Here is a 23,445-nt window from a genome sequence, read left to right on the forward strand (position 1 = left end):
GATGGCTGCGATTGCCCGGCTCGTCTCTGCGGTCCGCGTGCCGGCCGAGGCCATGGTCCCGGCGACGGTCGGCATCGTGGCGGTCGGCCTTCTCGGCGCGCTTGCGATCGCCGGTCTGTCGGGCGCGGAGATGGATCTTGCCATCGTGGTCGCGCTTGCGGGCGCGGCCCTGAATTTGCCGGGTCCTTGCGGTCCGGCGGCCACAAGCCGTTGCGCGGCATTGCCGGCCGCGCGATCCGGAAAAGCAATATCAGCCTGAACGCTATTTCACTAGGGAGGAAAATGTCGTGAAGAAAATGCTTGTCCTGGGCGCCCTCATGCTGGGCTCCGCCCTGTCGCCAGCCTTCGCCGGCTCGGGGCCGATCAAGATCGTGCTGGCCGAGGAGGCGGACCTGCTCGAGCCTTGCATGGCGACCCGATCGAACATCGGCCGCATCATCATGCAGAACGTCAGCGAAACGCTGACGGAACTCGATGTGCGCGGCGACAAGGGCGTGATGCCGCGGCTCGCCGAAAAATGGGAGCAGAATGCCGACGGCAGCTGGCGCTTCACGCTGCGCCAGGGGGTCAAGTTCTCCGACGGCACGACCTTCGACGCCAAGGACGTCAAGCACAGCTTCGACCGCATCATGAGCGACAAGAACGCCTGCGAGTCGCGCCGCTACTTTGGCGGCATGACCGTCACGCCGACCGTCGTCGACGACTACACGATCGACTTCAAGGCCGATCCGGTGCAGCCGATCCTTCCGTTGCTGCTGTCGCTCGTCACCATCGTTCCGGAGGAAACGCCGCTCGAGTTCGTGCGTGAACCGGTGGGCACCGGCCCCTACAAGCTGACCAACTGGACCCCCGGCCAGCAGATCGTGCTTTCCGCCCGCGACGACTACTGGGGCGACAAGCCGGAGGTGACGGAGGCGACCTATCTCTTCCGTGCCGATCCGTCGGTCCGCGCGGCGATGGTGCAGGCCGGCGAGGTGGATCTCTCGCCGTCGATCTCGCAGCTCGACGCCACCAACCTCAATACGGACTTCTCCTATCTCGACAGCGAGACCGTCTACCTCCGCATCGACCACAACATCGCGCCGCTGAACGACGTCCGCGTCCGCCGCGCTCTCAACATCGCGATCGACCGCGAGGCCTTCCTCGGCACGCTCGTCCCGGAAAGCGCGCTGCTCGCCACCGCCATCGTGCCGCCGCCGACGCTCGGCTGGAACCCCGACGTCAAGGTCTTCCCCTATGATCCGGAAGGCGCCAAGAAGCTGCTCGAGGAGGCCAAGGCCGATGGCGTGAAGGTCGATACGCCGATCACCATCATCGCCCGTTCGGCAAACTTCCCGAACGTCACCGAGATCATGGAGGCCATCCAGGCGCAGCTGCAGGAAGTCGGGTTCACGATCGACCTGAAATTCGTCGAGGTCGCCGAGCACGAGCAGTACTACTCCAAGCCCTTCAAGGAAGGTCGCGGCCCGCAGATCGTCGCCGCCATGCATGACAATTCCAAGGGCGATCCGTCGTTCTCGATGTTCTTCAAGTATGCGACGGACGGCACGCAGTCGGGCTTCTCCGATCCGAAGGTCGACGACCTGATCAAGCGCGCTTCGGCCGCCGTCGGCGATGAGCGCGCCAAGCTGTGGTCCGAACTGATCGCCTATCTCCATGACGACGTCGTCGCCGACGTGCTGCTGTTCCACATGGTCGGCTTCTCGCGCGTCTCCGAGCGCCTCGATTTCAAGCCGACGATGGCGACGAACGGGACGTTGCAGCTCTCGGAAATCAAGATCAAGTAAGCTCGCGCTGGCGCGCGCAGCGTTTGCCAGCCACAACAGCAATCAAGGCGGCGGGAGAAGCCCGCCGCCCGGTTTTCCGGGGATGCCATGCTTAGCTTCATTCGAAAACGCGCAGTGGCCAGCCTGATCTCTCTCGTCGGGCTGATCGTGATGGTCTTCTTCCTGTCGCGGCTGACGGGGGATCCGGCTGCGCTGTTCCTTCCGGTCGAGGCTTCGGCCGAGATGAAGGACCAGTTTCGCGAACTGCATGGCCTGAACGATCCGCTCCTCGTGCAATTCGGCCGCTACGTGGGCGACGTCCTCACAGGCGATCTCGGCGAGTCCCTGCGCAAGGCCCGCCCGGCGCTCGATGTCGTGCTCGAAGCCTTCGTCTGGACGCTGTGGCTTGCGATCATCACCATGACGCTCGTCACGGGGGCCGCCATCGTCGTCGGCTCGCTTGCCGCCTTCCGCGCCGGCGGCTTCTTCGACCGCCTGTCTTCCATCATCTCGCTGTTGGGCGCCTCGGTGCCCGACTTCTGGATCGCGATCGTCGCCATCGTCGTCTTTTCGGTGAACCTCGGCTGGCTGCCCACCTCGGGCACCGGATCGCTGCTCCACTGGATCCTGCCGATCTGCGTGCTCTTCATCCGCCCGTTCGGGATCATCGTGCAGGTGGTGCGGGGCTCGATGATCGGCGCGTTGTCGTCGGCCTACGTCAAGACGGCGCGCGCCAAGGGCGTCCGGTCGGGGCCGATCATCTTCGTGCACGCGCTGCGCAACGCCATGCTGCCGGTCATCACCGTCATCGGCGACCAGGCGGCGAGCCTTCTCAACGGCGCGGTGATCGTCGAGACGATTTTCGGCTTTCCCGGCGTCGGCAAGCTGATGATCGATTCCATCCTGCAGCGCGACTTCAACGTGGTGCTCGCGGCGATCCTCGTCACGGCGCTCGCGATCTTCCTCATGAACCTGCTGATCGACCTTGCCTATGCGCTGCTCGATCCGCGGATTCGCCACTGAGGAGCATGGCCATGACCCAACAGACGACCGATGCCGTCCTCGTCGAAGAACCTCATTTCGCCAGGCGCATGTTGCGCATGCTTCTGGCCGACAAGTTCGCGCTGTGCGCGGCGATCTTCCTTCTCGTGATCCTGGTCCTTGCAATCGTCGGGCCGAGCTGGCTGGGCGACCTCGCCACCAAGCAGAACCTGCGCGGCCGCAATGCCGCCCCGTTCGACTGGGAACGCGGCTGGGTCTGGTGGATGGGGGCGGATGCCCTCGGCCGTCCGCTGCTCGCCCGCATCGTCGTCGCCAGCCAGAACACGCTGCTGGTGGCCGCCGGCGCCGTCGCGCTCTCGGCGGTCGTCGGCACCCTGCTCGGCCTCGTCGCCGGCTTCTCCTCGCCGCGCGTCAACCAGGTGATCATGCGCCTCGCCGACGTCATCATGTCCTTTCCGTCGCTGCTGATCGCCGTGATCGTGCTCTACATCCTCGGTTCCTCCATCCTCAACCTCGTGCTGGTGCTCGCGATCACCCGCATTCCGGTCTACCTGCGCACCACGCGGGCGGAGGTGCTGGAGATCCGCGAGCGCATGTTCGTGCAGGCGGCGCGCGTCATGGGCGCGTCCAGCCGACGCATTCTCTTCCGCCACATGCTGCCCGTCGTGCTGCCGACGCTGACGACGCTGGCGACGCTCGATTTCGCCTATGTGATGCTCGCCGAAAGCGCGCTGTCCTTCCTCGGCATCGGCATCCAGCCGCCGGAAATCACCTGGGGCCTGATGATCTCGCAGGGCCGGCAGTATCTCACCAATGCCTGGTGGCTGTCGTTCTGGCCGGGCCTTGCGATCATCCTCACCACCCTGTCGCTGAACCTCCTGTCGAACTGGCTGCGCATCGCGCTGGATCCGGTGCAGCGCTGGCGTCTCGAAATGAAGGGCCGCAAGAATGGCTGAGCATCTTCTCGAAGTCCGCAACCTCTCGGTCGAATTCCACACGGCGGCGGGCGTGGTGAAGGCGGTGCGCGACATCTCCTACCATCTCGACCGCGGCGAGACGCTGGCGATCCTGGGGGAGAGCGGATCCGGCAAGTCGGTGTCGTCCTCGGCGATCATGAACCTGATCGACATGCCGCCCGGCCGCATCAGCTCCGGCGAGATCCTGCTCGACGGCGTGGACCTGCTCAAGATGCCGGCGCACGAGCGGCGCGCCGTGAACGGGCGCCGCATCGCCATGATCTTCCAGGACCCGCTCAGTCACCTGAACCCGGTCTATACGGTCGGCTGGCAGATCCGCGAGGCGCTGACCACCCATGGCACGGCGGCCGCGACGGCGCAGGCGGAGGCCCTCCGCCTCCTCACCCGCGTCGGCATTCCCGAGCCCGAACGCTCGCTCGACAAGTACCCGCACGAATTCTCCGGCGGCCAGCGCCAGCGCGTCATGATCGCCATGGCGCTGGCGCTGCGCCCGGACCTCCTGATCGCCGACGAGCCGACGACGGCGCTCGACGTCACCGTGCAGGCCGAAGTGCTGGCCCTGCTCGAGGAACTGCAGCAGGAGACCGGCATGGCCGTGCTCATCATCACCCATGACCTCGGCGTGGTCGCCGAGATCGCCGACCGCGTGGTGGTGATGGAGAAGGGCGTGCTGGTCGAGGCCGGCACGGTCCGCGAGGTCTACCGCAACCCGCAGCACCCCTATACCCAGAAGCTGATCGCAGCCGCCCCGGGCAAGGGCGCGATGCACGAGCCTGCCGCCCGCGCCGAGCCGGTGCTTTCGGTGCGGGACGTGCGCAAGCGATACGGCGCCTTCGAGGCGCTGAAGGGCGTATCCTTCGACCTGATGCCCGGCGAGACGATGGCCGTGGTCGGCGAAAGCGGTTCCGGCAAGTCGACGCTCGCCCGCGTGCTGCTCCGCCTCGACGAGCCCGACGCCGGCAGCGCGCAGTGGAAGGGGCGAGATCTCTTCACGCTGTCGCCGGCCGAACTCTACAAGCTGCGCCGCGACCTGCAGATGGTGTTCCAGGACCCGACCCAGTCGCTCAACCCGCGCATGACCGTCTACCAGCTCATTTCCGAGGCCTGGCTGATCCATCCCGATATCCTGCCCAGGGCGAAATGGCGCGATCGCGTGGCCGAGCTCCTGGTGCAGGTCGGCCTCGGCCCGGAGCACATGGGGCGCTATCCGCACCAGTTCTCGGGCGGTCAGCGCCAGCGCATCGCGATCGCCCGGGCGCTCGCGCTCGAACCGCAGCTGATCATCTGCGACGAGGCGGTATCGGCGCTCGACGTCTCGGTGCAGGCGCAGGTGATCGCGCTGCTCGACAGGCTGCGCCGGGAAATGGGCATCGCCTTCATCTTCATCGCCCACGACCTGCCCGTCGTGCGCGATTTCGCCGACCATGTCATGGTCATGCAGAGGGGCAAGGTCGTCGAGTTCGGCACGGTGCGCGACGTTTTCGAGGCGCCGCGCGAGGGCTACACCCGCGCCCTGCTCGCAGCCGGCCTCGATCCCGACCCGGACGTTCAGGCCGCCCATCGCGCCGCCCGTCTTAAACGCGCCTGAAGGGCCGCCACACTCAAAGGAAAGATCCATGTCGAAACAAGCCTTCGTCGCCCTCGTGACCTGTTTCAACGAGGATGAAACCATCAACTACGCGGCGACGCGCGCCCAGGTGCGTCGCCAGGTCGAGGCCGGCAACAACATCATGTGCGCCGGCACCAACGGCGACTTCACCGCGCTGACCTTCGAGGAGAAGGTCCGGCTGACGCAGGAGGTGGTCGACGAGGTCGGGGGGCGTGTACGGGTGATCGTCAACGCCGGCATGCCGGCGACCTTCGAGACGGTGAAGCTGGCGCGGGAATTCGACAGCATCGGCGTCGACGGCATCGCCGTCATCACGCCCTTCTTCATCGCCTGCACGCAGGACGGGCTCGTGCGCCATTTCTCCACCGTCGCCGATGCGGTGCAGACGCCGGTCTATCTCTACGACATCCCGGCCCGCACCCAGAACCATATCGAGCCCGAAACCGCCCGCCTGCTTGCCGGCCACGGCAATATCGCCGGCATCAAGGATTCGGGCGGGGCGAAGGAGACGCTGGAAGCCTATCTCGCCGTGGCAAAGGACGTCGCCGGGTTCGAGGTCTATTCGGGGCCGGACCACCTGGTGCTCTGGTCGCTGCAGAACGGCGCGGCGGGGTGCATTTCCGGGCTCGGAAACGCCATGCCGCATGTGCTCGCCGGAATCCTGAAGGCGTACAACGCCGGCGATGTCGCCGAAGCGGAGCGGCAGCAGGCGACCTTTGCCGCTTTCCGCACGGATCTCTACGCGCTGGGATTTGCGCCCGCCATGGTCAAGCGCGCGCTCTATCTCCAGGACGCCTCCGTCGGCGCCAGCAGGCAACCGGCATTGCTGCCCAATCCGGAACAGGACGGCCGGATCGCAGAGATCCTGCGCCGCTACGCGCTTCTCTAGCTAACTCCTGACCGAGGCCGGGTCGTCGGGGCCGGCCTGAGGGGGCTGAGGCCTCAGTCCTTCAAGCCGTTTGCCGCGGCGACGAAGTCCGACAGCATCGGAACGAAGTCCTCGCCGCGGCCGGCGCCGACGGCCTCGGCGAAGGTGTTGCGGACGGCAGCACCCATCGGGTTGGCGGCACCCGCCGCGTTGGCGAAGGCGGCGAGGTAGCTCATGTCCTTGAAGCCGTTGCGGATGGCGAACTTGTGGGCGTTCGGGTCCCGTTCCAGCACCCAGCGGAAGAAGGTCTGGTAGAAGCCGCAGTCCATCCGTCCGCCGCGGATCACGCTGTCGAAGGTCGCCGGCGCCAGTCCGGCTTTGCGCCCCAGCATCAGCGCCTCGGAGTAGAGTGCCGCATAGCCCATCGAGAGGAAGTTGTTGAGAAGCTTCATCGTGTGGCCGGTTCCTGTCGGGCCGGTGTGGATGACCCGGCCGGCAAAGCAGTCGAGGATGGGGCGGACCTGCGCGACGTCGGCCTCGGCGCCCCCGACCATCACGTCCAGCGTGCCGGCGGCAGCGTCGGCCGGCGTCCGTCCCAGGGGCGCGTCGACCAGCGTGATGCCCTTCTGCGCCAGCCGCCCGGCTAGTGCCGTGGTGATCGACGGTTCGGAGGTGGAGCAGTCGACGATCGAGAGCTTCCGGCCGGCGGAAGCGATGCCGTCCGGCCCCTCGACGATGGCGAGCACTTCGGGCGAGCCGGTCACGCAGAGCACGATCACGTCGCACTCTGCCGCCATCTCGCGCGGCGTCTTCGCCTCGCGCGCGCCCTTGGCGACAAGGGCTTCGAGCGGCGCCCGGTTGCGGTGCGCCATGCACACCAGCGGATAGCCCTTGGCCAGGATGTTGGCGGCCATGCCCTGGCCCATGTAGCCGAGCCCGATAAATCCCACCGTTTGCTTCGTCATGACAATTGGCCTCCCTTCCAGATTGCGTGTTGCTGCGCCGGCTGTCGCGGCGACATGAGGATACCGCCGCCAGGCTTGTTTCCCCGTCTCACACTCCTGCAGACGGGGCGTGCGGCCGGCGGTCAGCCCTTCGTGAAGATGTAGTCGGTTTCCTGGCGCAGCGTCTCGCCCGGCCGCAGGACCGCCTGCGGAAAGCCCTGGTGGTTGACCGCGTCGGGCCAGACCTGCGTTTCGAGGCAGAAGCCGGCGAACGGGCCGTAGCGGCGCCCCTCCAGGCCCGGCACGGCGACGTTGATCATGGAACCGGTGTAGAGCTGCACGCCGGGCTCGGTTGTGTGCACCTCGAGCGCGACGCCGGAACGGTTGCTGCGGGCAAGCGCCACCGGCGTCTTGGCGCGTCGTTCCTTCGCCAGGCAGAAATTGTGGTCGAAGGCGACGCCGCCGGCTTCGGTCTGGCGGCGCAGCGGCGTCAGCGTGCGCAGGTCGAACGGCGTCCCCGCCACCGGCCTGATCTCGCCGAGCGGGATCAGGCGCTCGTCCACCGGCAGGTAGTGCTCGGCGGCAATGCTGATCTCGTGTCCCAGCGCGTCGCTTTCGCCGTCGAGGTTGAAGTAGCTGTGCTGGCAGAGATTGGCGATCGTCGGGGCGTCCGTCGTGGCCTCGTAGGTGACCGACAGCGTTGCCGGGGCGTGGAGGCGGTAGGTGCAGGTGACGGTGCAATTGCCCGGGTAGCCGGCACGGCCGGCCGGGTCGACGATCCGCAAGGTCACGTGGCTGTCCGACTGGTCCACGATCTGCCAGTTGCGCCGGCCGAGGCCGTCGCTGCCGCCATGGAGATGGGTCACGCCGCGCTCGTTCAGTTCGAGCTGGAAGGACGCGCCGTCGATGGCAAAGCGCCCGTTGCCGATGCGATTGGCGTTGCGGCCGGGGGTGGCGCCGAAATAGGGCGAATGGGCGAGGTAGTCGGCAAGGCTTTCGAGGCCGAGAACCAGCGGCGGCGCGTGCCCGTCCAGGCGCAGATCCTGGATGACGGCGCCCCAGGTGATGATCCTCGCCGTCAGCCCGCCGCCGGTGAGGACGACCAGCTGGACCGGCTCGCCCGTTTCGAGCCGGCCGAACAGTTCATTGCGCGCGTTCACCGATGTCCCTCCCGGCATTCTCGAATCCGCGCCGCAAACTGCGGCAAAACCGGCCGGGGGGCAACGGAAAAATCATACATATTCTTCGCCGCCCCCGCCGTGGCGACGATGGGACGGACGAACCCTTAGAGGCCCTTCTGGTAGACGATGAAGGGCGTCTTGTCGGCGATCCTGTCGTAGAGCCGGCGGGCGGTGGCGTTGAACTCCTGCGTCATCCAGTAGACCTCCGCCGCACCGGCCTCGGCAGCCCTGGCATAGACCGCCTCGATCAGGGCGCGGCCGATGCCGGTGCCGCGGACCGCCGGGTCGGCATAGAGGTCCTGCAGGTAGCAGACGTTGCCGACCGTCCAGCAGCTGCGATGGAACAGGTAGTGGGCGAGACCCACGGGCCTGCCGTCGACGACGGCGAGCAGGCCCGCAAATTCGTTCGCCCCGCCGCCGGTCAGCCGGGCGAAGGTCGTGGTGAAGATCGCCTCAGGCAGGACGGTTTCGTAGAAGGCGAGATAGGCGGTCCAGAGGCGCCGCCAGTCGGCCTCGTCCGAGGGAGAGAGGGGTCTGATCGTCAGTCCACCCATGGCTTCATCCTTGCTGGCCGATCTTTTCGAGGTCGTAGGGCGTCGTCTGGTACATCTCGTTGATCCAGTTGCCGAACAGAAGATGCGCATGGCTGCGCCAGCGGTTCATCGGCGCGATCGTGGGATCGTTGTGGGGGAAATAGTTCTTCGGCATCTTGATCGCCACGCCCGCGTTGACGTCGCGGAAATATTCGTCGGCGAGCGAAGTCGAATCATACTCCACATGGTTGAAGACGTAGAGCCGCTTGCCGCCCTTTTCCTGGACGTAGCAGACGCCCGTCTCGTCGGATTCCATCAATATCTCCAGGTCCGGGTGCTTGCGGATGTCTTCCGCCCGCACCTCGGTCCAGCGGGACACGGGGATCTGGAAGTCGTCGGAGAAGCCGTTCAGGAAGACCGACGCCGGATTGCGGTTGTGGTGGCGGAAGACGCCGAAGGCCTTCTCGTCGAGCGCATATTTCTGCACGCCGTGGAAATGATAGATGGCCGCCATGGCGCCCCAGCAAACATTCAGGGTGGAATGGACGTTGGTGACGGTCCAGTCGAGAATGCGCTTCATTTCGTCCCAGTACGTCACGTCCTCGTAGTCGAGCGTCTCGATCGGGGCGCCGGTGATGATGAAGCCGTCGAACTTGCGATGCCGGATCTCCTCCCAGGTGTCGTAGAAGGCGAGCAGGTGATCCTCGGAGGTGTTCTTCGCCTTGTGCCCGCCGATGCGCACGAGCGACAACTCGACCTGCAGCGGCGAGGCGCCGACGAGGCGCGCCATCTGGATCTCGGTCTTGATCTTGTTCGGCATGAGGTTGAGAAGCCCGATCTGCAGCGGGCGGATGTCCTGCCGGACGGCCACCGTTTCGGTCATCACCCGCACACCCTCGTGGACGAGGGTTTCGAATGCGGGCAGCGTATCGGGAATCTTGATGGGCATGTTTCACTCGATCAAAATAAAAAAACCGGCGGCGACGTCAGTCGCAACCGGTCCACGGAAGGTCTCTTCTCGCGGCCCTTTAGCGACTTGTTTTACGTGGCTGCAAGCCGGCCGGCCAAATCACCACGGGACGGGTCCTACATAGCGCCAGTCCGAAGAAGAATCAATGTCGGCTGTCCGGCGGCGCCGCTTCGGCCCCGCCGGTCCTTCCCGGCAGGCGTCAGACGAAGAACTGCCCGCCGTTGGCGGAGATCGTCGAGCCGGTGATGAAGCCCGCCTCGTCGGAGGCGAGGAAGACGACGCACCGCGCGATCTCCTCCGGTTCTCCCAGCCGTCCGACCGGGATCAGCGGGATGATGCGTTCGTTCAGCACCTTCTCGGGGATCGCGCGGACCATCTCGGTGCCGATATAGCCCGGGCAGATGGCGTTGACGGTGATGTTCTTTGCAGCCCCTTCCTGGGCGAGCGCCTTGGTGAAGCCGAGGTCGCCGGCCTTGGCGGCCGAATAGTTCGCCTGCCCCATCTGTCCCTTCTGGCCGTTGATGGAGGAAATGTTGACGATGCGGCCGAAGCCGCGGTCGCGCATGCCGCCCCAGACCGGGTGCGTCATGTTGAACAGGCCGGACAGGTTGGTGTCGATGACCTCGCGCCACTGCTGCGGCGTCATCTTGTGGAACATGACGTCGCGGGTGATGCCGGCATTGTTGACGAGGACCTCGATGGGGCCCAGGTCGGCCTCCACCTTCCTGACGCCGTCGGCGCAGGCCTCGTAGCTGGACACGTCCCACTTGTAGACCGGAACCCCGGTCTCGGCCTTGAAGGCGGCCGCCGCCTCGTCGTTTCCGGCGTAGTTGGCCGCGACCGTATAGCCGGCCGCCTTCAGGCCGACGGAGATGGCCGCACCGATACCGCGTGTGCCGCCGGTTACCAAAGCTACCCTGCTCATGTGTGCACTCCCCCCAATGTTGTCTGCCATTGTTCTTGGGTCGGGCCGGCACCTTGTGGGCCGCCCCGATGCGGCTTGTTGGTCAAGGCAGTCGGAAAGCTCCTCCTTACATCCTCTCGACGCACATGGCGACGCCCATGCCGCCGCCGATGCAGAGCGTGGCCAGGCCCCTGGAGACACCGCGGCGCTTCATTTCGAAGAGCAGCGTGTTCAGCACGCGGGCGCCGGACGCGCCGATCGGATGACCGATGGCGATGGCGCCGCCATTGACGTTGACGATTGCGGGATCCCAGCCGAGATCCTTGTTGACGGCGCAGGCCTGGGCGGCGAAGGCCTCGTTGGCCTCGACGAGGCCGAGGTCGCCGGTCTTCCAGCCGGCCTTCTCGAGCGCCTTGCGGGAGGCGGGAATAGGACCCGTTCCCATGATCTGCGGATCGACGCCGGCCGTCGCCCAGGAGACGATGCGGGCGAGCGGCTGGATGCCGCGGCGACCGGCCTCCGCCTCGCTCATCAGAAGTGTCGCGGCCGCGCCGTCATTGAGGCCGGAGGCGTTGGCCGCAGTCACGGTGCCGTCCTTGTCGAAGGCGGGCCGCAGCTTGGCCATCTGGTCGAGCGTCGCGCCGTGGCGGATGTACTCGTCGCTGTCGACGATCACGTCGCCCTTGCGGGTCTTGACGGTGAACGGAACGATCTCGTCCTTGAAGCGGCCCTCCTTCTGGGCGGCCTCGGCCTTGTTCTGCGAGGCGACGGCAAAGGCGTCCTGCTCCTCGCGGGAAAGCTGCCATTTCTTGGCGACGTTCTCGGCGGTGATGCCCATGTGATAGCCGTAGAAGGCGTCGGTCAGGCCATCCTTGATCATCGTGTCGATCATCTTCAGATCGCCCATCTTCACGCCGCCGCGCAGGTGGGCGCAGTGGGGCGCCATCGACATGGATTCCATGCCGCCGGCGACGATGATGCCGGCATCGCCGGTCGCGATCTGCTGCATGCCGAGTGCCACCGCGCGCAGGCCCGAGCCGCAGAGCTGGTTCATGCCCCAGGCGGTCTTTTCCTGCGGGACGCCGGCCTTCATGGCGGCCTGACGCGCCGGATTCTGGCCCTCGCCGGCGGGCAGCACCTGGCCGAGGATCACCTCGTCCACTTCCTCGGCCGAGACGCCGGTCCGCTCGAGCACGGCTGCGATGGCCGCGGCCCCGAGTTCGTGGGCGGGCGTATTGGCGAAGGCGCCGTTGAAGGAGCCGACGGCGGTCCTGGCTGCGCTGGCGATGACGATGGACGGGGTAGCCATGAAGCGTCTCCTCACGTGTTTCGTGCCGAAACCGTTGGCGGCGAGGCGCTGCGGCCCGCCCGGTTGTCGGAATTACCCTTTTCGGTTGCGTCGCCGGACGACCGCCGGCGTGAGCAACCGCCTCAAGGCAAACCTGTCAAAGCTTAGGGGGAGAGTCAAACGACTTGTCTTGGCATCGCCGCCCCGATGCGCGGCCGGCCGGCACGGCGAAAATGATTTTGCGCAGCATTTTTTCACTGCAACGCACAATGCGTTTGTTATAACGTAGTTTTTTGCGGATACTCGCAAATGCATGGAGCGATGGGAATTCGGGGAGGAGGAGACCCAGATGGCCAAGAACGACAATCCGATTACAATCAAGAAATATGCGAACCGGCGCCTCTACAATACCGGAACGAGCACCTACGTGACGCTCGACGATCTCGCGGTGATGGTGAAGAAGGGAGAGAACTTCACCGTCCAGGACGCGAAGTCCGGGGAGGACATCACCCACTCGGTGCTGACGCAGATCATCTTCGAGCAGGAATCGAAGACCGGCAACACGCTGCTGCCGATATCCTTCCTGCGGCAACTCATCAGCTTCTACGGCGACCAGATGCAGATGGTGGTGCCGAGCTATCTCGAACATTCGATGCAGGCCTTCACTGACCAGCAGGCGCAGATGCGCGAACAGATCAACAAGGCCTTCGGCGACAGCCCGCTGACCAAGAACCTGCAGATGCCGATGCAGCTGGTCGAGGAGCAGGTGCGCCGCAATACCGAGATGTTCCACAAGGCGATGCAGATGTTCTCGCCCTTCATGACGGCGCCGCAGCCGAAGGAAACGAAGAAGGCCGAGGCGAAGGACATCGACGAGCTGAAGGAGCAGCTGCGCGCGCTGCAGTCGAAGCTCGACAATCTGGGCTGAGGCTGAGGCGGGCTCGGCCGGCGCATTCAACCGAGCCGTCAGGGTCGATCGCCGCGCGCGGCCATGCCCATACGGCGGCGATCCCGCAAGAAAAAAGGCCCGGACGAGCCGGGCCTTTCAAAACATGTCGCTCTGCTGGACAGCGCTTATGCGCTTTCCTTCGGCGTCAACACCTGGCGACCGCGGTACATGCCGGTCTTCAGGTCGATGTGGTGCGGGCGGCGCAGTTCGCCGGAATTCTTGTCTTCGATGTAGCTCGGAGCCTTCAGGGCGTCGGCGGAGCGGCGCATGCCGCGCTTGGACGGGCTCGTTTTTCTTTTCGGTACAGCCATTTCACTACTCCACTGAACGGGCAAACACATCCAAGGCCACTGAAAATGGCCGAAAAAGACGTGCATCTATCTCGGAAATTTGGCGGGCTTATACATGGCTAATACCGGCTTGACCAGTCCCCGCGGGCATTTTTTCGCTTTTGCCGGAGCGGCTGCGATCGGCCGCCCCGGCACCCGGTCTCTCAGGCTTCGTCTTCCGGGACGATCCAGGTTTCGGCAAGGGCCGCCGCCTGCCATTTCTTCCAGGCCGGATGCGCCATGACGCGGTCCATATAGGCGAGCGTGGTCGGGTTCTTCGTCAAGAGGTAGGCGTGGAAGCGATTGACGACGGGGGCGAACATCGCGTCGGCCGCCGAGAAGCCGCCGAACAGGAACGGCCCGCCCCAGCGCTGCAGCGCATCGTGCCAGATGGTCTCGATGCGGGCGACGTCGTCGGCGACGCCGTCGGGCAGGTCGATCGCCCGTTGCGGCCGGCGAATGTTCATCGGGCAGGCGCCGCGGAGCGCCCGGAAGCCGGACAGCATCTCCATCGACACGGATCGCGCCTGGGCCCTTGCCTCTCTGTCCTGCGGCCACAGGCCCGCCTGCGGGAAGAGTTCGGCCACGTATTCGATGATGGCGAGCGATTCCCAGACCCGCACCTTGCCGTGATGGAGCACGGGAACGCGGCCGGTCGGGGACAGCTCCTTGAAGGCCGGATTGCCGGCTGCGAAGTCGAAGGGGATCACCCGGTCGGAAAAGGGGATCCCGGCCGCCTCCAGCGCGATCCACGGCCGGAACGACCAGGAGGAATAGTTCTTGTTGCCGATATAGAGGACGAGGTCGGTCATGCGCGGCGCTCCTGGCGGATGTCATCGGCGGCAACCCTAGAAGTCCGATCGGCCGGGCGCCAATGAAAACCCATGAAGTCAGTCATAAAGGCACTTGATGTATTCGCCGGAACGGCTGGCACGGCGCTCGATCACGCCGGCGAGGCGGCGGAGCCCGCGGCCGGGCTCGCCGGCATTGCGCTCGATCGGGTTGGGGAGCGACACGGCAAGCAGCGCCGCCTGCCGCCGGGAGAGCTTGCTGGCGGGGACGTTGAAATGGTGCCGGGCGGCCGCCTCGACGCCATAGATGCCGGGTCCCCACTCGGCGACGTTCAGATAGATCTCCATCAGCCGCCGTTTCGACCAGACGAAGTCGGCGGCGACCGCCAGCGGCAGTTCCATCCCCTTGCGGAGGAAGGAGCGGCCGTTCCAGAGGTAGAGGTTCTTCACCGTCTGCATCGGGATCGTGCTGGCGCCGCGCGTCTGGGCGCCTTCGAGCGCGTCGTTGACGACGCCGCGCATCTCGCCCCAGTCGACGCCGCCGTGGCGGCAGAACTGGCCGTCCTCCGACATCATCACCGACTGCACGAGGACGGGCGCGATGTCCTCGAAGTCGACCCACCGCCGGTCGTAGCCCTGAAAGGTCACGAGATCGCGCAGCATCAGCGTCGAAACCGGGTGGACGAAGCCGACGGCGTAGACCGGAATGAGCAGGTAGGGCAGGAGCAGGAACGCCACGACGAGGAGAGCGACCTTGCGCCAGCTGCGCCGGAGCCGCCGGGTCACGCTCTCGTTCGCGCCGGCGCCGTCCGCGGCGGCATCGCCCTGCCTAGCATCGAAGTCCGCATCAGCGCGTGTTTCCGGTGATATCTCCAAGGGCGGCGTCCGTCCTTTTGCGTTCCCGGTTTTCATACCGTCATGCCGGGCGGTTTGCCAGTGGTTGCCGCCAACTTTGCCGGCTTTGATGCGGCTATCCCGGCCTGTGCCGTTGCCTAACGCCGCGCCCCGTGCCAAAGAGCGCGCATGACCAGCCCGTCCGCCCTTTTCCAGCAACGCCTGAAATCGAACGCCGAAAGCGTCGAGATCATGCTCGCCGGTCTTCTGGCCGCGGATGTGCAGGCGGGTGAGATCGCGCGGCCGGAACGGCTGCTGGCGGCCGTCCGCCATGGCGCCCTCAACGGCGGCAAGCGGCTGCGGCCCTTCCTCGTGATCGAAGCGGCCGCGCTGTTCGGCAAGGAGCATGCCGCTTCCGCGGTTCGGGTGGGGGCTGCGCTCGAATGCGTGCACTGCTATTCGCTCGTGCACGACGACCTGCCGGCGATGGACGACGACGACCTGCGCCGCGGACAGCCGACGGTTCACGTCGCCTATGACGAGGCGACGGCGATCCTCGCCGGCGACACGCTCCTGACGCTGGCCTTCGACATCATCGCCGCCCCCGAGACGGTCCTTGCCGACCGCATCAAGACGGAACTCGTGCTGGCGCTGGCACGCGCCGCCGGCATCGGCGGCATGGCCGGCGGGCAGGCGCTGGACCTGGCTGCCGAGAAGAACGCCCCCGGCGAGGCGGGCATCGTCCTGCTGCAGGCGATGAAGACGGGCGCGCTGATCCGCTTTGCCTGCGAGGCTGGTGCGATCGTCGCCGGTGCGGATGCCGAAGCGCGAAGCCTGCTCAGGCGATACGGCGAGACGGTCGGGCTGGCGTTTCAGCTGGCGGACGACCTGCTCGACCTGACGGCGGACGCGCAGACGATGGGCAAGGCAACAGGCAAGGACGTGGCGCGCGGCAAGGGAACGCTGGTGGCGCTGAAGGGGCAGGACTGGGCGGAGCGACGGCTGAACGAACTCGTCGCAGACGCCGAGGCCCTGCTTGCGCCCTTCGGCGAACGGGCCGGCATCCTGATAGAGACTGCCCGCTTCGTCGCCAATCGCAGGAGCTGAACGCATGAGCAAGTTCTGGTCGCCGGTCGTTGCGACGCTGAAGCCCTATGTCGCCGGCGAGCAGCCGCGCATCGCCGATCTCGTCAAGCTCAACACCAACGAGAACCCGTACGGCCCGTCGCCGAGGGCGATCGCGGCGATGCAGGCGGCGGTGTCGGACAGTCTGAAGCTCTATCCGGATCCTTCCGCGCTCGGCCTGCGGCAGGCGATCGCCCGCACCTACGGCGTGGAAGCGGAGGAGGTGTTCGTCGGCAACGGCTCCGACGAAGTGCTCGCGCACGCCTTCGTCGCGCTGCTGAAGCACGAGAAGCCGCTGCTCTATCCGGACATCACCTACAGCTTCTACCCGACCTATTGCGGGCTGTTCGGCATCGAGGCTGTCGAGGTGCCGCTGAAGGACGACTACACGATCGACATTGCCGACTACCGGCGGGCCTGCGGCGCGATCATCCTGCCGAACCCGAACGCGCCGACCGGCATCGGCCTGCCGCTTGCCGTGATCGAGAGGCTGGTGGCCGAGCACCCCGACCAGCCGGTCGTCATCGACGAGGCCTATATCGACTTCGGTGGCGAGAGCGCTGTGCCGCTGACGCGAAAGTACGACAACCTGCTCGTCGTCCACACGCTGTCGAAGTCGCGCTCGCTCGCCGGCCTGCGGGTCGGCTATGCGATCGGCCAGCGACCGCTGATCGACGCGCTGGAGCGGGTGAAGGACAGCTTCAATTCCTATCCCCTCGACCGGGTGGCGCAGGCGGGCGCCACGGCTGCGATCGAGGACGTCGCCTGGTTCGACGAGACGCGGACCAGGGTGATGGAGACGCGCGAGCGGGTCACTGGCGCGCTGCGCCAGCGCGGCTTCGAGGTGCTGCCGTCGCAGGCGAACTTCGTCTTCGCCCGCCATCCCGGCCACAGCGGCGCAGACATCGCCAGGGGCCTTCGCGAGCGCGCCGTGCTGGTGCGCCATTTCGCCAAGCCGCGCATCGCCGATTTCCTGCGGATCACGATCGGCACGCCGGAGGAATGCGACCGGCTGGTGGCTGCGCTGGAAGAATTCATTTGATACTTCGTACGGCGTGAGCTGCAGCAAAGCATAGGGATATCCGCCTTGAAGTAGAGCAGGGACGCTACACATCCAACAGTAAGTGTGCTTTCTTGTGAGGATGACGCGACAGAGAAAATTACTTCAATTGCTTGCGACCCTAGAGTGGCAATGGTCCCTATGGAATCTGGCTAAGGGCAGTGGCATTGTCGGCAGCTTTGCCTTGCCTGCATGGGCAGTATACGCAACAGACTTGTTTGCGCGGTATCAGCCACTTTCATGGGTGGTTGCTGGATTCGCGGGCGTGCTCACGACTGCTGTAGCCTACGCCATATTTGCCCGTGCACGCGCAAGCTTGATCCGTTCCGCATATGACAACAATCTGTACCAGCGCAGTGGATTCGTTGATCCCATGGCGGCCACGTTCGAGAACAAACGCATTTTTCTTGCAGATTTTGTCTTGCCTTCGGATCTATTCATATCCGATAAGACATTTATAAACTGCGAAATCGTGGGTCCTGCAAATTTATTTCTTCGTGGAAATTATCAGGTGCACGAGCAATTACTTACAATGGTCGATGCAGTAATGTTAAATGGCGATAGAAATTTCAATAATGGAGTAATTGTAGAGAACTGCACGTTTAGAAAGTGCTCATTCAAGAGAATAACTTTAATGATGCTCCCCCATGAGTACGAACGTTACAAGAATTTGGATTGGCTTCATTGGATTAGTAGACCCGGTGACAGGCAGGAGGAGTTACCGGGTGTGCTGACCGTCGAGCAGGCCGAGCAGCCCCTGACATAAGCGAGGCATACTCGCAATTTGCGGTCGGGATTAGCGCTTGAATTGTCAATCACTGCTGGCGCGAAGGCTTGGCCGCTATTCCGCCGCCGCCTGGCCCCGGCCGAAGCGCTGTTCGATGTAGTCGGTGACGAGCGCTTCGAATTCGCCGGCGATGTTGGTGCCGCGCAGCGTCATCGCCTTCTTGCCGTCGATGTAGACGGGGGCGGTCGGCAGTTCGCCGGTGCCCGGCAGCGAGATGCCGATGTCGGCATGCTTGCTCTCGCCCGGGCCGTTGACGATGCAGCCCATGACGGCGACCTTGAGCGCTTCGACGCCGGGATACTTCTCGCGCCAGACCGGCATGTTCTTGCGGATATCGTCCTGGATCTTCTGGGCGAGTTCCTGGAACACGGTCGAGGTGGTGCGGCCGCAACCCGGACAGGCGGCGACGACCGGCAGGAACTGGCGGAAGCCCATGACCTGCAGCAGTTCCTGGGCGACCTGCACCTCGCGGGTGCGGTCGCCGCCGGGCTCGGGGGTCAGCGAGATGCGGATGGTGTCGCCGATGCCCTGCTGCATGAGGATGCCGAGCGAGGCGGAGGAGGCGACGACGCCCTTGGTGCCCATGCCCGCCTCGGTCAGGCCGAGGTGCAGCGCGTGGTCGGAGCGGGCCGACAGCATGGCGTAGACGGCGATCAGGTCCTGCACGTTGCTGACCTTTGCCGACAGGATGATCCGGTTGCGTGGCAGGCCGATTTCCTCGGCGAGCTCGGCGGACAGGAGCGCGGAGGCGCAGATCGCCTCGCGCATCACCTGCTGGGCGGTGAGCGGAAAGCCCTTCTCCTGGTTTTCGTTCATCAGCCGGGTGAGGAGCTCCTGGTCGAGCGAACCCCAGTTGACGCCGATGCGCACCGGCTTGTCGTGGCGGATCGCCGTCTCGACGATGGCGGCGAACTGCCGGTCCTTCTTGTCCTTGAAGCCGACATTGCCGGGGTTGATGCGGTATTTTGCCAGCGCCTCGGCGCAGGCCGGATGATCGGCGAGCAGCTTGTGGCCGATATAATGGAAGTCGCCGACCAGCGGCACGTCCATGCCGAGCCTGAGCAGCCGTTCGCGGATCTTCGGCACCGCGGCGGCGCTCTCGTCCCGGTCGACGGTGATGCGGACGATCTCCGATCCGGCGCGGAAGAGGGCAGCGACCTGCGCCACCGTCGCATCGACATCGGCCGTGTCCGTGTTCGTCATCGATTGCACGACCACCGGCGCACCGCCGCCGACCATGACGCCGCCGACGTCGACGCCGACGGACTGCCGGCGCGGCTTGGGCTCGAAATCGAAGGAGAAGGACATGATAAGCCTCGTCGTGGCCCCGCTTGGGTTCCGTCCAGGCCGTCGATCATGACGGCGCGATGCGGGAACGTTCATCCCTCAGGTGGAGCAGGAAATGTGGCTTGTCAACTGCCAGGCCTGTTCCCGGCCTCGCCAAATCCCGCCCATTGCCGCGCCCCGCCGCTATCGTCGCGTCGCCGCCGCCACCAGCCGCACGACATCGGCGATCGAATGCTCGGCCTCGTCCAGGGAGGCCATGCGCAGCTTGATGCCTTCCATGGCGTCGACGACGAGGCGCGCGAGCCGCGACGCATCGAGGCCGCTGCGGCCGAGGTCCAGCCGCCCCGCTTTCGACTCGGCGACGAACGCTTCTTGCAGCGCCTGTTCCACGCCCTTCATCCAGTCGGCAAACAGGTCGGCGGCGATCTCCTTGTTGACGCCTATGAGTTCCTCGCCGTGCGGCGAATCGGTGATCAGCCGGTGCGGGGCGAGGAAGGCCCCGTCGAGGGCCCTGGCGAGCTTCGAGGAGAAGTCGCCGTCGCCGGCAAAGGCCGTGCCGATCGCCTGCAGGGTCGAGGCCATGATCAGCGTGACATAGGCGCGGAAGATGTCGGCCTTGCTGCTGAAGTGCTGGTACAATGCCGGGCGCGAAACGCCGGCGGCCTCGGCGATGTCGCTCATGCTGGTGCGGCGAAAGCCGTAGGTGACGAAGACCCTGAAGGCGGCCTGCAGGATGATGTCTCGTCGCGGATCTTCGGCGGTCATTTCCATTTTTGACATTCTGACATTTTTTGTTATTCTGTCAAAGGCGTTGAAACGCGGCGCAACCGTAACACATCGCATGAACGGGCGGAAAGGCGTTGCGCCCATCGCCCGTCGCTGCGGGTCTCGAGGAGACGAAGATGAAGCTGAACGTGAATGGCCGCGAGCATGAGATCGATGTCGAGCCGGAAATGCCGCTTCTGTGGGCGCTGCGCGACGCGCTGGACATCCGCGGTCCGAAATTCGGCTGCGGCATCGCCCAGTGCGGCGCCTGCACCGTCTTCATCGACGGCGCTCCGGTGCGCTCCTGCTCGGTCACCGTCGGCGAGGTGTCCGGTGCGGTCACGACCATCGAGGGCCTGGCGGCGGACGGCCGCCTGCATCCGGTTCAGCAGGCCTGGATCGACGAACAGGTCGCCCAGTGCGGTTATTGCCAGGCCGGGCAGATCATGACGGCGGTGGCGTTGCTGCAGGCCGTTCCGGAGCCGACCGACGAGGACATCGACAATGCGATGTCGGGCAATCTCTGTCGATGCGGGACCTATCCGCGCATCCGCGCCGCGATCAAACGGGCGGCCAGCGCCACGGCGGGGGCCTGAGCATGGGACGGCTCGGAACGATCGCGCGTCGCACCTTCCTGATCGGCACGGGGCTCGTCGCCGGCGGCCTGGCGGTCGGCTACTACTATTACCGCAAGCCCTACCCCAACCCGCTCGAGGGTGAGCTCGCCGCGGGCGAGGCCACGTTCAACCCCTACGTCAAGATTGCGCCCGACAACACCATCACCCTGATCGCGCCGCGGGCGGAGATGGGCCAAGGCGTCGCCACCACGCTGGCCGCGCTCGTCGCCGAAGAGCTCGACGTCCGGCTCGACCAGGTGATCGTCGAGCACGGCCCGGCCGGCCACGCCTACGCCAACACGACGATGCTGGAGGAGGGGGTGCCGTTTGCGCATTTTGACGAATCGACCGTCGCGGAACTGATGCGATCGGGCATGGCGGTGGCCGGCAAGTTCCTCGGCATGCAGGGCACCGGGGGATCGACCTCGATCGTCGACGGCTTCGACCGGATGCGGCAGGCCGGTGCGGCGGCGCGCGAGGTGCTGAAGCTGGCGGCGGCCAACCGGCTGGGGGTCGATGCCGCCTCGCTGTGGACATCGGACGGCATCGTCACCGATCCGGCCTCCGGCAAGACCTTTCCCTATGGCGCGCTGGCGCAGGAGGCGGCGGCCCTGGCGCCGCCGGCCGAGATCCGCCTGCGCGAGAAATCCGAGTGGAAGATCCTCGGCAAGCCGCAGAAGCGGATCGACATGCGCGCCAAGGTGACCGGCGCGCCGATCTTCGGCATCGACGTCCGCCTGCCCGACATGCTGTTTGCCACGCTGCGGATGAACCCCTATCGCGGCGGCCCGATTGCGGGCCTCGACGCGACGGACGCCGAGAGGATGCGGGGCGTCGTCAAGGTCGTGAAGGTCGAGACCGGGATCGCCAACGGCTTTGCCGTCATCGCCGACAACAGCTGGCGCGCGTTCCGCGCGGCCGATGCGGTCAGGGCGGAATGGGGCAAGGGTTCCTACCCAGCGGACAGCGCCGGCATCCGCCAAGTGCTGGAGACGGCGCTGAAGGAGGGGGACGCCAGCTACGGCCGGGACGACGGCAACGTCGAGACGGCCTTTGCCGACGCGCCGCGCGAGCGGATCGTCGAGGCCGACTACAGCGTGCCCTATCTGGCGCATGCCACGATGGAGCCGATGAATGCGACGGCGCAGCTGAGAGACGGCCGGCTCGACATCTGGGCGCCGAACCAGATGCCGACGATGGTGCGCCAGCTCGCAGCCGCCGCCGTCGGCATTGCGACGGACAACTGCTTCGTCCACACGACCTATCTCGGCGGCGGCTTCGGGCGTCGCGGCGACATCGACTACGCGATCTATGCCGCCGTCGTCGCCAGGGAGACCGGCGGACGGCCGGTGCAGGTGACCTGGACGCGCGAGGAGGACATGCAGCAGGACATGTATCGTCCCGCAGCGCTCGGCCGCTTCCGCGCCCGGCTCGGCGAGGACGGACTGCCCGTCGCCGTCGACATGTGCATTGCCGCGCCCTCGATCATCGGCAGTCTCCTGCCGCGCTACTTTCCCAGCATCTCCCCGATCGGCCCCGACAAATCGATCACCGACGGGTCGGCGAACCAGCCCTACACGATCGAGAACTATCGCGTCGGCGGCATCAAGGCACCGGTTTCGGTGCCCGTCGGCTTCTGGCGTTCGGTCGGCAACTCCTTCAACGGATTCTTCCACGAAGGCTTCATGGACGAGATCGCCGTTGCCGGCGGCCTCGACCCGCTCGAACTGCGGCGAAGGCTGATGGCGGCCCATCCGACCGCCGTCAACGTGGTCGACAAGGTCGGCGCGATGTCGCGATGGGGCGAGAAGCTGCCGCCGGGGAGGGCGAAGGGCTTCGCCTTCACCCTGTCCTTCGGAACCTGGGTCGCGCAGGTCGTGCAGGTTGCCGACGTCGGCGGCCGGATCCGCATCGAGAAGGTGTGGTGCGCTGCCGATCCCGGCCAGGTCATGGATCCGGCGATCTTCGAGGCGCAGATGATGTCCGGCATCGTCTACGGCCTGGCGTCGGCGATCGGCGAGGAGATCACCTTTGCCGACGGCGCGGTGCAGCAGTCCAATTTCCACGACTACACGCCGATGCGGATGCACCAGTGTCCGCAGATCGAGGTCGGCATTCTGGAGACGGCGCATCGGATGGGCGGTGCCGGCGAACCGGGCACGCCGCCGTCCATCCCCGCGCTGGCCAACGCGATCCACGCGCTCACCGGAAAGCGGATCCGGTCGATGCCGCTGTCGAAGGAAGTGGAATTCGTATGACCGATCGGCGCAGGACCTTCGTCGGGCTCGCCGGTCTCGGCCTCGCTGTCGCGCTCATCTCCGTAGGCCCCGGGCATGCGCAGGATCCGGGGCTCGATGCATGGCAGGGCATCTATGCCGTCTTTTCGCATCCGCGCTGTGCCAACTGCCATGTCGAGGACGCGCGGCCGCGCTGGTCGGGTGCGCACTACGGAAAGACGCGTGTGCACGGCATGAACGTCCAGCGCGGCGCAGACGGGCTCGGCAATCCGGGCCTGCGCTGCACGACCTGCCACCAGGAGGAGAACGCCGCGCAGCTGCACGGCCCGCCCGGCGCGCCCGCCTGGCACCTCGCACCGGCCGAGATGGTCTGGTGGCAGAAATCGTCGAAGGAGATCTGCGAGCAGGTGAAGGACCCGGCCCGCAACGGCAACAGGACGCTCGAGGAGATCGCGGTGCACGTGCGCGACGACGACCTCGTCGGCTGGGGCTGGGCGCCGGGCAAGGGCAGGGAGCCGGCGCCGGGATCGGCGGAGGAGACCTACCGGCTGCTGCAACAATGGTCTGCGGCCGGAGCGCCCTGTCCGGCCGAGTAAAGCGTCGATCCGGCGCCGGAGGCCCG

Annotated in this window: 24 protein-coding genes and 1 riboswitch; of the genes, 13 read left to right on the top strand and 11 right to left on the bottom strand. The window is 65.9% G+C overall.

The genetic code is table 11. The features are described from left to right. Position 1: 1 nt before the first annotated feature. The 6 genes from P0086_RS12035 (at position 2) to P0086_RS12060 (ending at position 6,243) form a co-directional block, all read left to right on the top strand. Positions 2 to 259, top strand: a complete 258-nt coding sequence (locus P0086_RS12035; RefSeq protein ID WP_275785703.1) for a hypothetical protein — start codon at positions 2 to 4, stop codon at positions 257 to 259. Between the two features lie 28 nt (positions 260 to 287). Next, on the top strand, positions 288 to 1,787 hold the full coding sequence (locus P0086_RS12040; protein WP_112595581.1) for an ABC transporter substrate-binding protein: 1,500 nt from the start codon (positions 288 to 290) through the stop codon (positions 1,785 to 1,787). Between the two features lie 87 nt (positions 1,788 to 1,874). Then, positions 1,875 to 2,789, top strand: a complete 915-nt coding sequence (locus P0086_RS12045; protein ID WP_112605810.1) for an ABC transporter permease — start codon at positions 1,875 to 1,877, stop codon at positions 2,787 to 2,789. 11 nt (positions 2,790 to 2,800) lie between these two features. Beyond that, positions 2,801 to 3,724 carry an ABC transporter permease gene (locus P0086_RS12050; protein WP_275785707.1) on the top strand — a complete coding sequence of 308 codons (924 nt, stop codon included), beginning with the start codon at positions 2,801 to 2,803 and terminating at the stop codon, positions 3,722 to 3,724. Continuing rightward, positions 3,717 to 5,333, top strand: coding sequence for an ABC transporter ATP-binding protein (locus P0086_RS12055; RefSeq protein WP_275785710.1), 1,617 nt, complete (start codon positions 3,717 to 3,719; stop codon positions 5,331 to 5,333). The genes P0086_RS12050 and P0086_RS12055 overlap by 8 nt, the downstream gene beginning before the upstream one ends. Before the next feature lie 28 nt (positions 5,334 to 5,361). After that, positions 5,362 to 6,243 carry a dihydrodipicolinate synthase family protein gene (locus P0086_RS12060; protein WP_275785713.1) on the top strand — a complete coding sequence of 294 codons (882 nt, stop codon included), beginning with the start codon at positions 5,362 to 5,364 and terminating at the stop codon, positions 6,241 to 6,243. A gap of 53 nt (positions 6,244 to 6,296) precedes the next feature. Here the strand turns inward: P0086_RS12060 and P0086_RS12065 are convergent, their stop codons facing one another. The 6 genes from P0086_RS12065 to P0086_RS12090 form a co-directional block, all read right to left on the bottom strand. Then, positions 6,297 to 7,187, bottom strand: coding sequence for an NAD(P)-dependent oxidoreductase (locus P0086_RS12065; RefSeq protein WP_112613923.1), 891 nt, complete (start codon positions 7,185 to 7,187; stop codon positions 6,297 to 6,299). 122 nt (positions 7,188 to 7,309) lie between these two features. Beyond that, entirely contained in the window at positions 7,310 to 8,326 is a 1,017-nt protein-coding gene (locus tag P0086_RS12070; RefSeq protein ID WP_275785716.1) for an aldose epimerase family protein, read from the bottom strand. Positions 8,327 to 8,451: 125 nt separating this feature from the next. Next, positions 8,452 to 8,901, bottom strand: coding sequence for a GNAT family N-acetyltransferase (locus tag P0086_RS12075; protein WP_275785719.1), 450 nt, complete (start codon positions 8,899 to 8,901; stop codon positions 8,452 to 8,454). A 4-nt stretch (positions 8,902 to 8,905) separates the two neighbouring features. Continuing rightward, positions 8,906 to 9,829 (bottom strand): homoserine O-succinyltransferase, encoded by a 924-nt coding sequence (gene metA / locus P0086_RS12080; RefSeq protein ID WP_112595566.1) that lies wholly within the window; start codon positions 9,827 to 9,829, stop codon positions 8,906 to 8,908. A gap of 59 nt (positions 9,830 to 9,888) precedes the next feature. Continuing rightward, a riboswitch (SAM riboswitch) is annotated at positions 9,889 to 9,966 on the bottom strand. An 83-nt stretch (positions 9,967 to 10,049) separates the two neighbouring features. Then, on the bottom strand, positions 10,050 to 10,775 hold the full coding sequence (locus tag P0086_RS12085) for a beta-ketoacyl-ACP reductase (RefSeq protein ID WP_112595564.1): 726 nt from the start codon (positions 10,773 to 10,775) through the stop codon (positions 10,050 to 10,052). 106 nt (positions 10,776 to 10,881) lie between these two features. Further along, entirely contained in the window at positions 10,882 to 12,063 is a 1,182-nt protein-coding gene (locus tag P0086_RS12090; RefSeq protein WP_275785722.1) for an acetyl-CoA C-acetyltransferase, read from the bottom strand. Positions 12,064 to 12,391: 328 nt separating this feature from the next. Here P0086_RS12090 and phaR point away from each other — a divergent pair, with 328 nt between their 5' ends. Continuing rightward, positions 12,392 to 12,970, top strand: a complete 579-nt coding sequence (gene phaR / locus P0086_RS12095; protein ID WP_275785725.1) for a polyhydroxyalkanoate synthesis repressor PhaR — start codon at positions 12,392 to 12,394, stop codon at positions 12,968 to 12,970. A 146-nt stretch (positions 12,971 to 13,116) separates the two neighbouring features. Here phaR and rpmF read toward each other — a convergent pair whose 3' ends face one another. The 3 genes from rpmF to mtgA form a co-directional block, all read right to left on the bottom strand. After that, positions 13,117 to 13,302 carry a 50S ribosomal protein L32 gene (gene rpmF / locus P0086_RS12100; RefSeq protein WP_097137963.1) on the bottom strand — a complete coding sequence of 62 codons (186 nt, stop codon included), beginning with the start codon at positions 13,300 to 13,302 and terminating at the stop codon, positions 13,117 to 13,119. Positions 13,303 to 13,484: 182 nt separating this feature from the next. Next, the gene (locus P0086_RS12105; protein WP_148651595.1) at positions 13,485 to 14,132 is read right to left on the bottom strand and encodes a glutathione S-transferase family protein; all 648 of its coding nucleotides are present in this window, start codon (positions 14,130 to 14,132) and stop codon (positions 13,485 to 13,487) included. A gap of 78 nt (positions 14,133 to 14,210) precedes the next feature. Continuing rightward, on the bottom strand, positions 14,211 to 14,897 hold the full coding sequence (gene mtgA, locus P0086_RS12110; protein ID WP_275786181.1) for a monofunctional biosynthetic peptidoglycan transglycosylase: 687 nt from the start codon (positions 14,895 to 14,897) through the stop codon (positions 14,211 to 14,213). A gap of 237 nt (positions 14,898 to 15,134) precedes the next feature. Between mtgA and P0086_RS12115 the strand changes: the two genes are divergently transcribed. The 3 genes from P0086_RS12115 (at position 15,135) to P0086_RS12125 (ending at position 17,896) form a co-directional block, all read left to right on the top strand. After that, positions 15,135 to 16,052, top strand: coding sequence for a polyprenyl synthetase family protein (locus tag P0086_RS12115; protein ID WP_275785730.1), 918 nt, complete (start codon positions 15,135 to 15,137; stop codon positions 16,050 to 16,052). 4 nt (positions 16,053 to 16,056) lie between these two features. After that, complete coding sequence (gene hisC, locus P0086_RS12120; protein ID WP_275785733.1) at positions 16,057 to 17,112, top strand: histidinol-phosphate transaminase; 1,056 nt, start codon at positions 16,057 to 16,059, stop codon at positions 17,110 to 17,112. A 127-nt stretch (positions 17,113 to 17,239) separates the two neighbouring features. Next, positions 17,240 to 17,896: a hypothetical protein gene (locus tag P0086_RS12125; RefSeq protein ID WP_275785735.1), complete on the top strand. Its 657-nt coding sequence runs from the start codon at positions 17,240 to 17,242 to the stop codon at positions 17,894 to 17,896. Between the two features lie 75 nt (positions 17,897 to 17,971). On the opposite strand, the gene ispG is transcribed toward P0086_RS12125, so the two are convergent. Both ispG and P0086_RS12135 read right to left on the bottom strand, forming a co-directional pair. Beyond that, positions 17,972 to 19,225 carry a flavodoxin-dependent (E)-4-hydroxy-3-methylbut-2-enyl-diphosphate synthase gene (ispG, locus tag P0086_RS12130; RefSeq protein WP_112605771.1) on the bottom strand — a complete coding sequence of 418 codons (1,254 nt, stop codon included), beginning with the start codon at positions 19,223 to 19,225 and terminating at the stop codon, positions 17,972 to 17,974. A gap of 162 nt (positions 19,226 to 19,387) precedes the next feature. Then, entirely contained in the window at positions 19,388 to 19,975 is a 588-nt protein-coding gene (locus P0086_RS12135; RefSeq protein WP_275785739.1) for a TetR/AcrR family transcriptional regulator, read from the bottom strand. Positions 19,976 to 20,106: 131 nt separating this feature from the next. On the opposite strand from P0086_RS12135, the gene P0086_RS12140 reads away from it, so the two are divergent. The 3 genes from P0086_RS12140 to P0086_RS12150 are packed head-to-tail and all read left to right on the top strand — an operon-like array spanning position 20,107 to position 23,419. Next, the gene (locus P0086_RS12140; RefSeq protein ID WP_148150153.1) at positions 20,107 to 20,565 is read left to right on the top strand and encodes a (2Fe-2S)-binding protein; all 459 of its coding nucleotides are present in this window, start codon (positions 20,107 to 20,109) and stop codon (positions 20,563 to 20,565) included. 2 nt (positions 20,566 to 20,567) lie between these two features. Beyond that, complete coding sequence (locus P0086_RS12145; RefSeq protein WP_275785742.1) at positions 20,568 to 22,844, top strand: molybdopterin cofactor-binding domain-containing protein; 2,277 nt, start codon at positions 20,568 to 20,570, stop codon at positions 22,842 to 22,844. Then, positions 22,841 to 23,419 (top strand): hypothetical protein, encoded by a 579-nt coding sequence (locus tag P0086_RS12150; RefSeq protein WP_275785745.1) that lies wholly within the window; start codon positions 22,841 to 22,843, stop codon positions 23,417 to 23,419. Before P0086_RS12145 ends, P0086_RS12150 begins: the two co-directional genes overlap by 4 nt. Positions 23,420 to 23,445: the final 26 nt, after the last annotated feature.

Origin of the sequence: Mycoplana sp. MJR14, assembly GCF_029210525.1 — a bacterium.
Classification (GTDB): domain Bacteria; phylum Pseudomonadota; class Alphaproteobacteria; order Rhizobiales; family Rhizobiaceae; genus Mycoplana.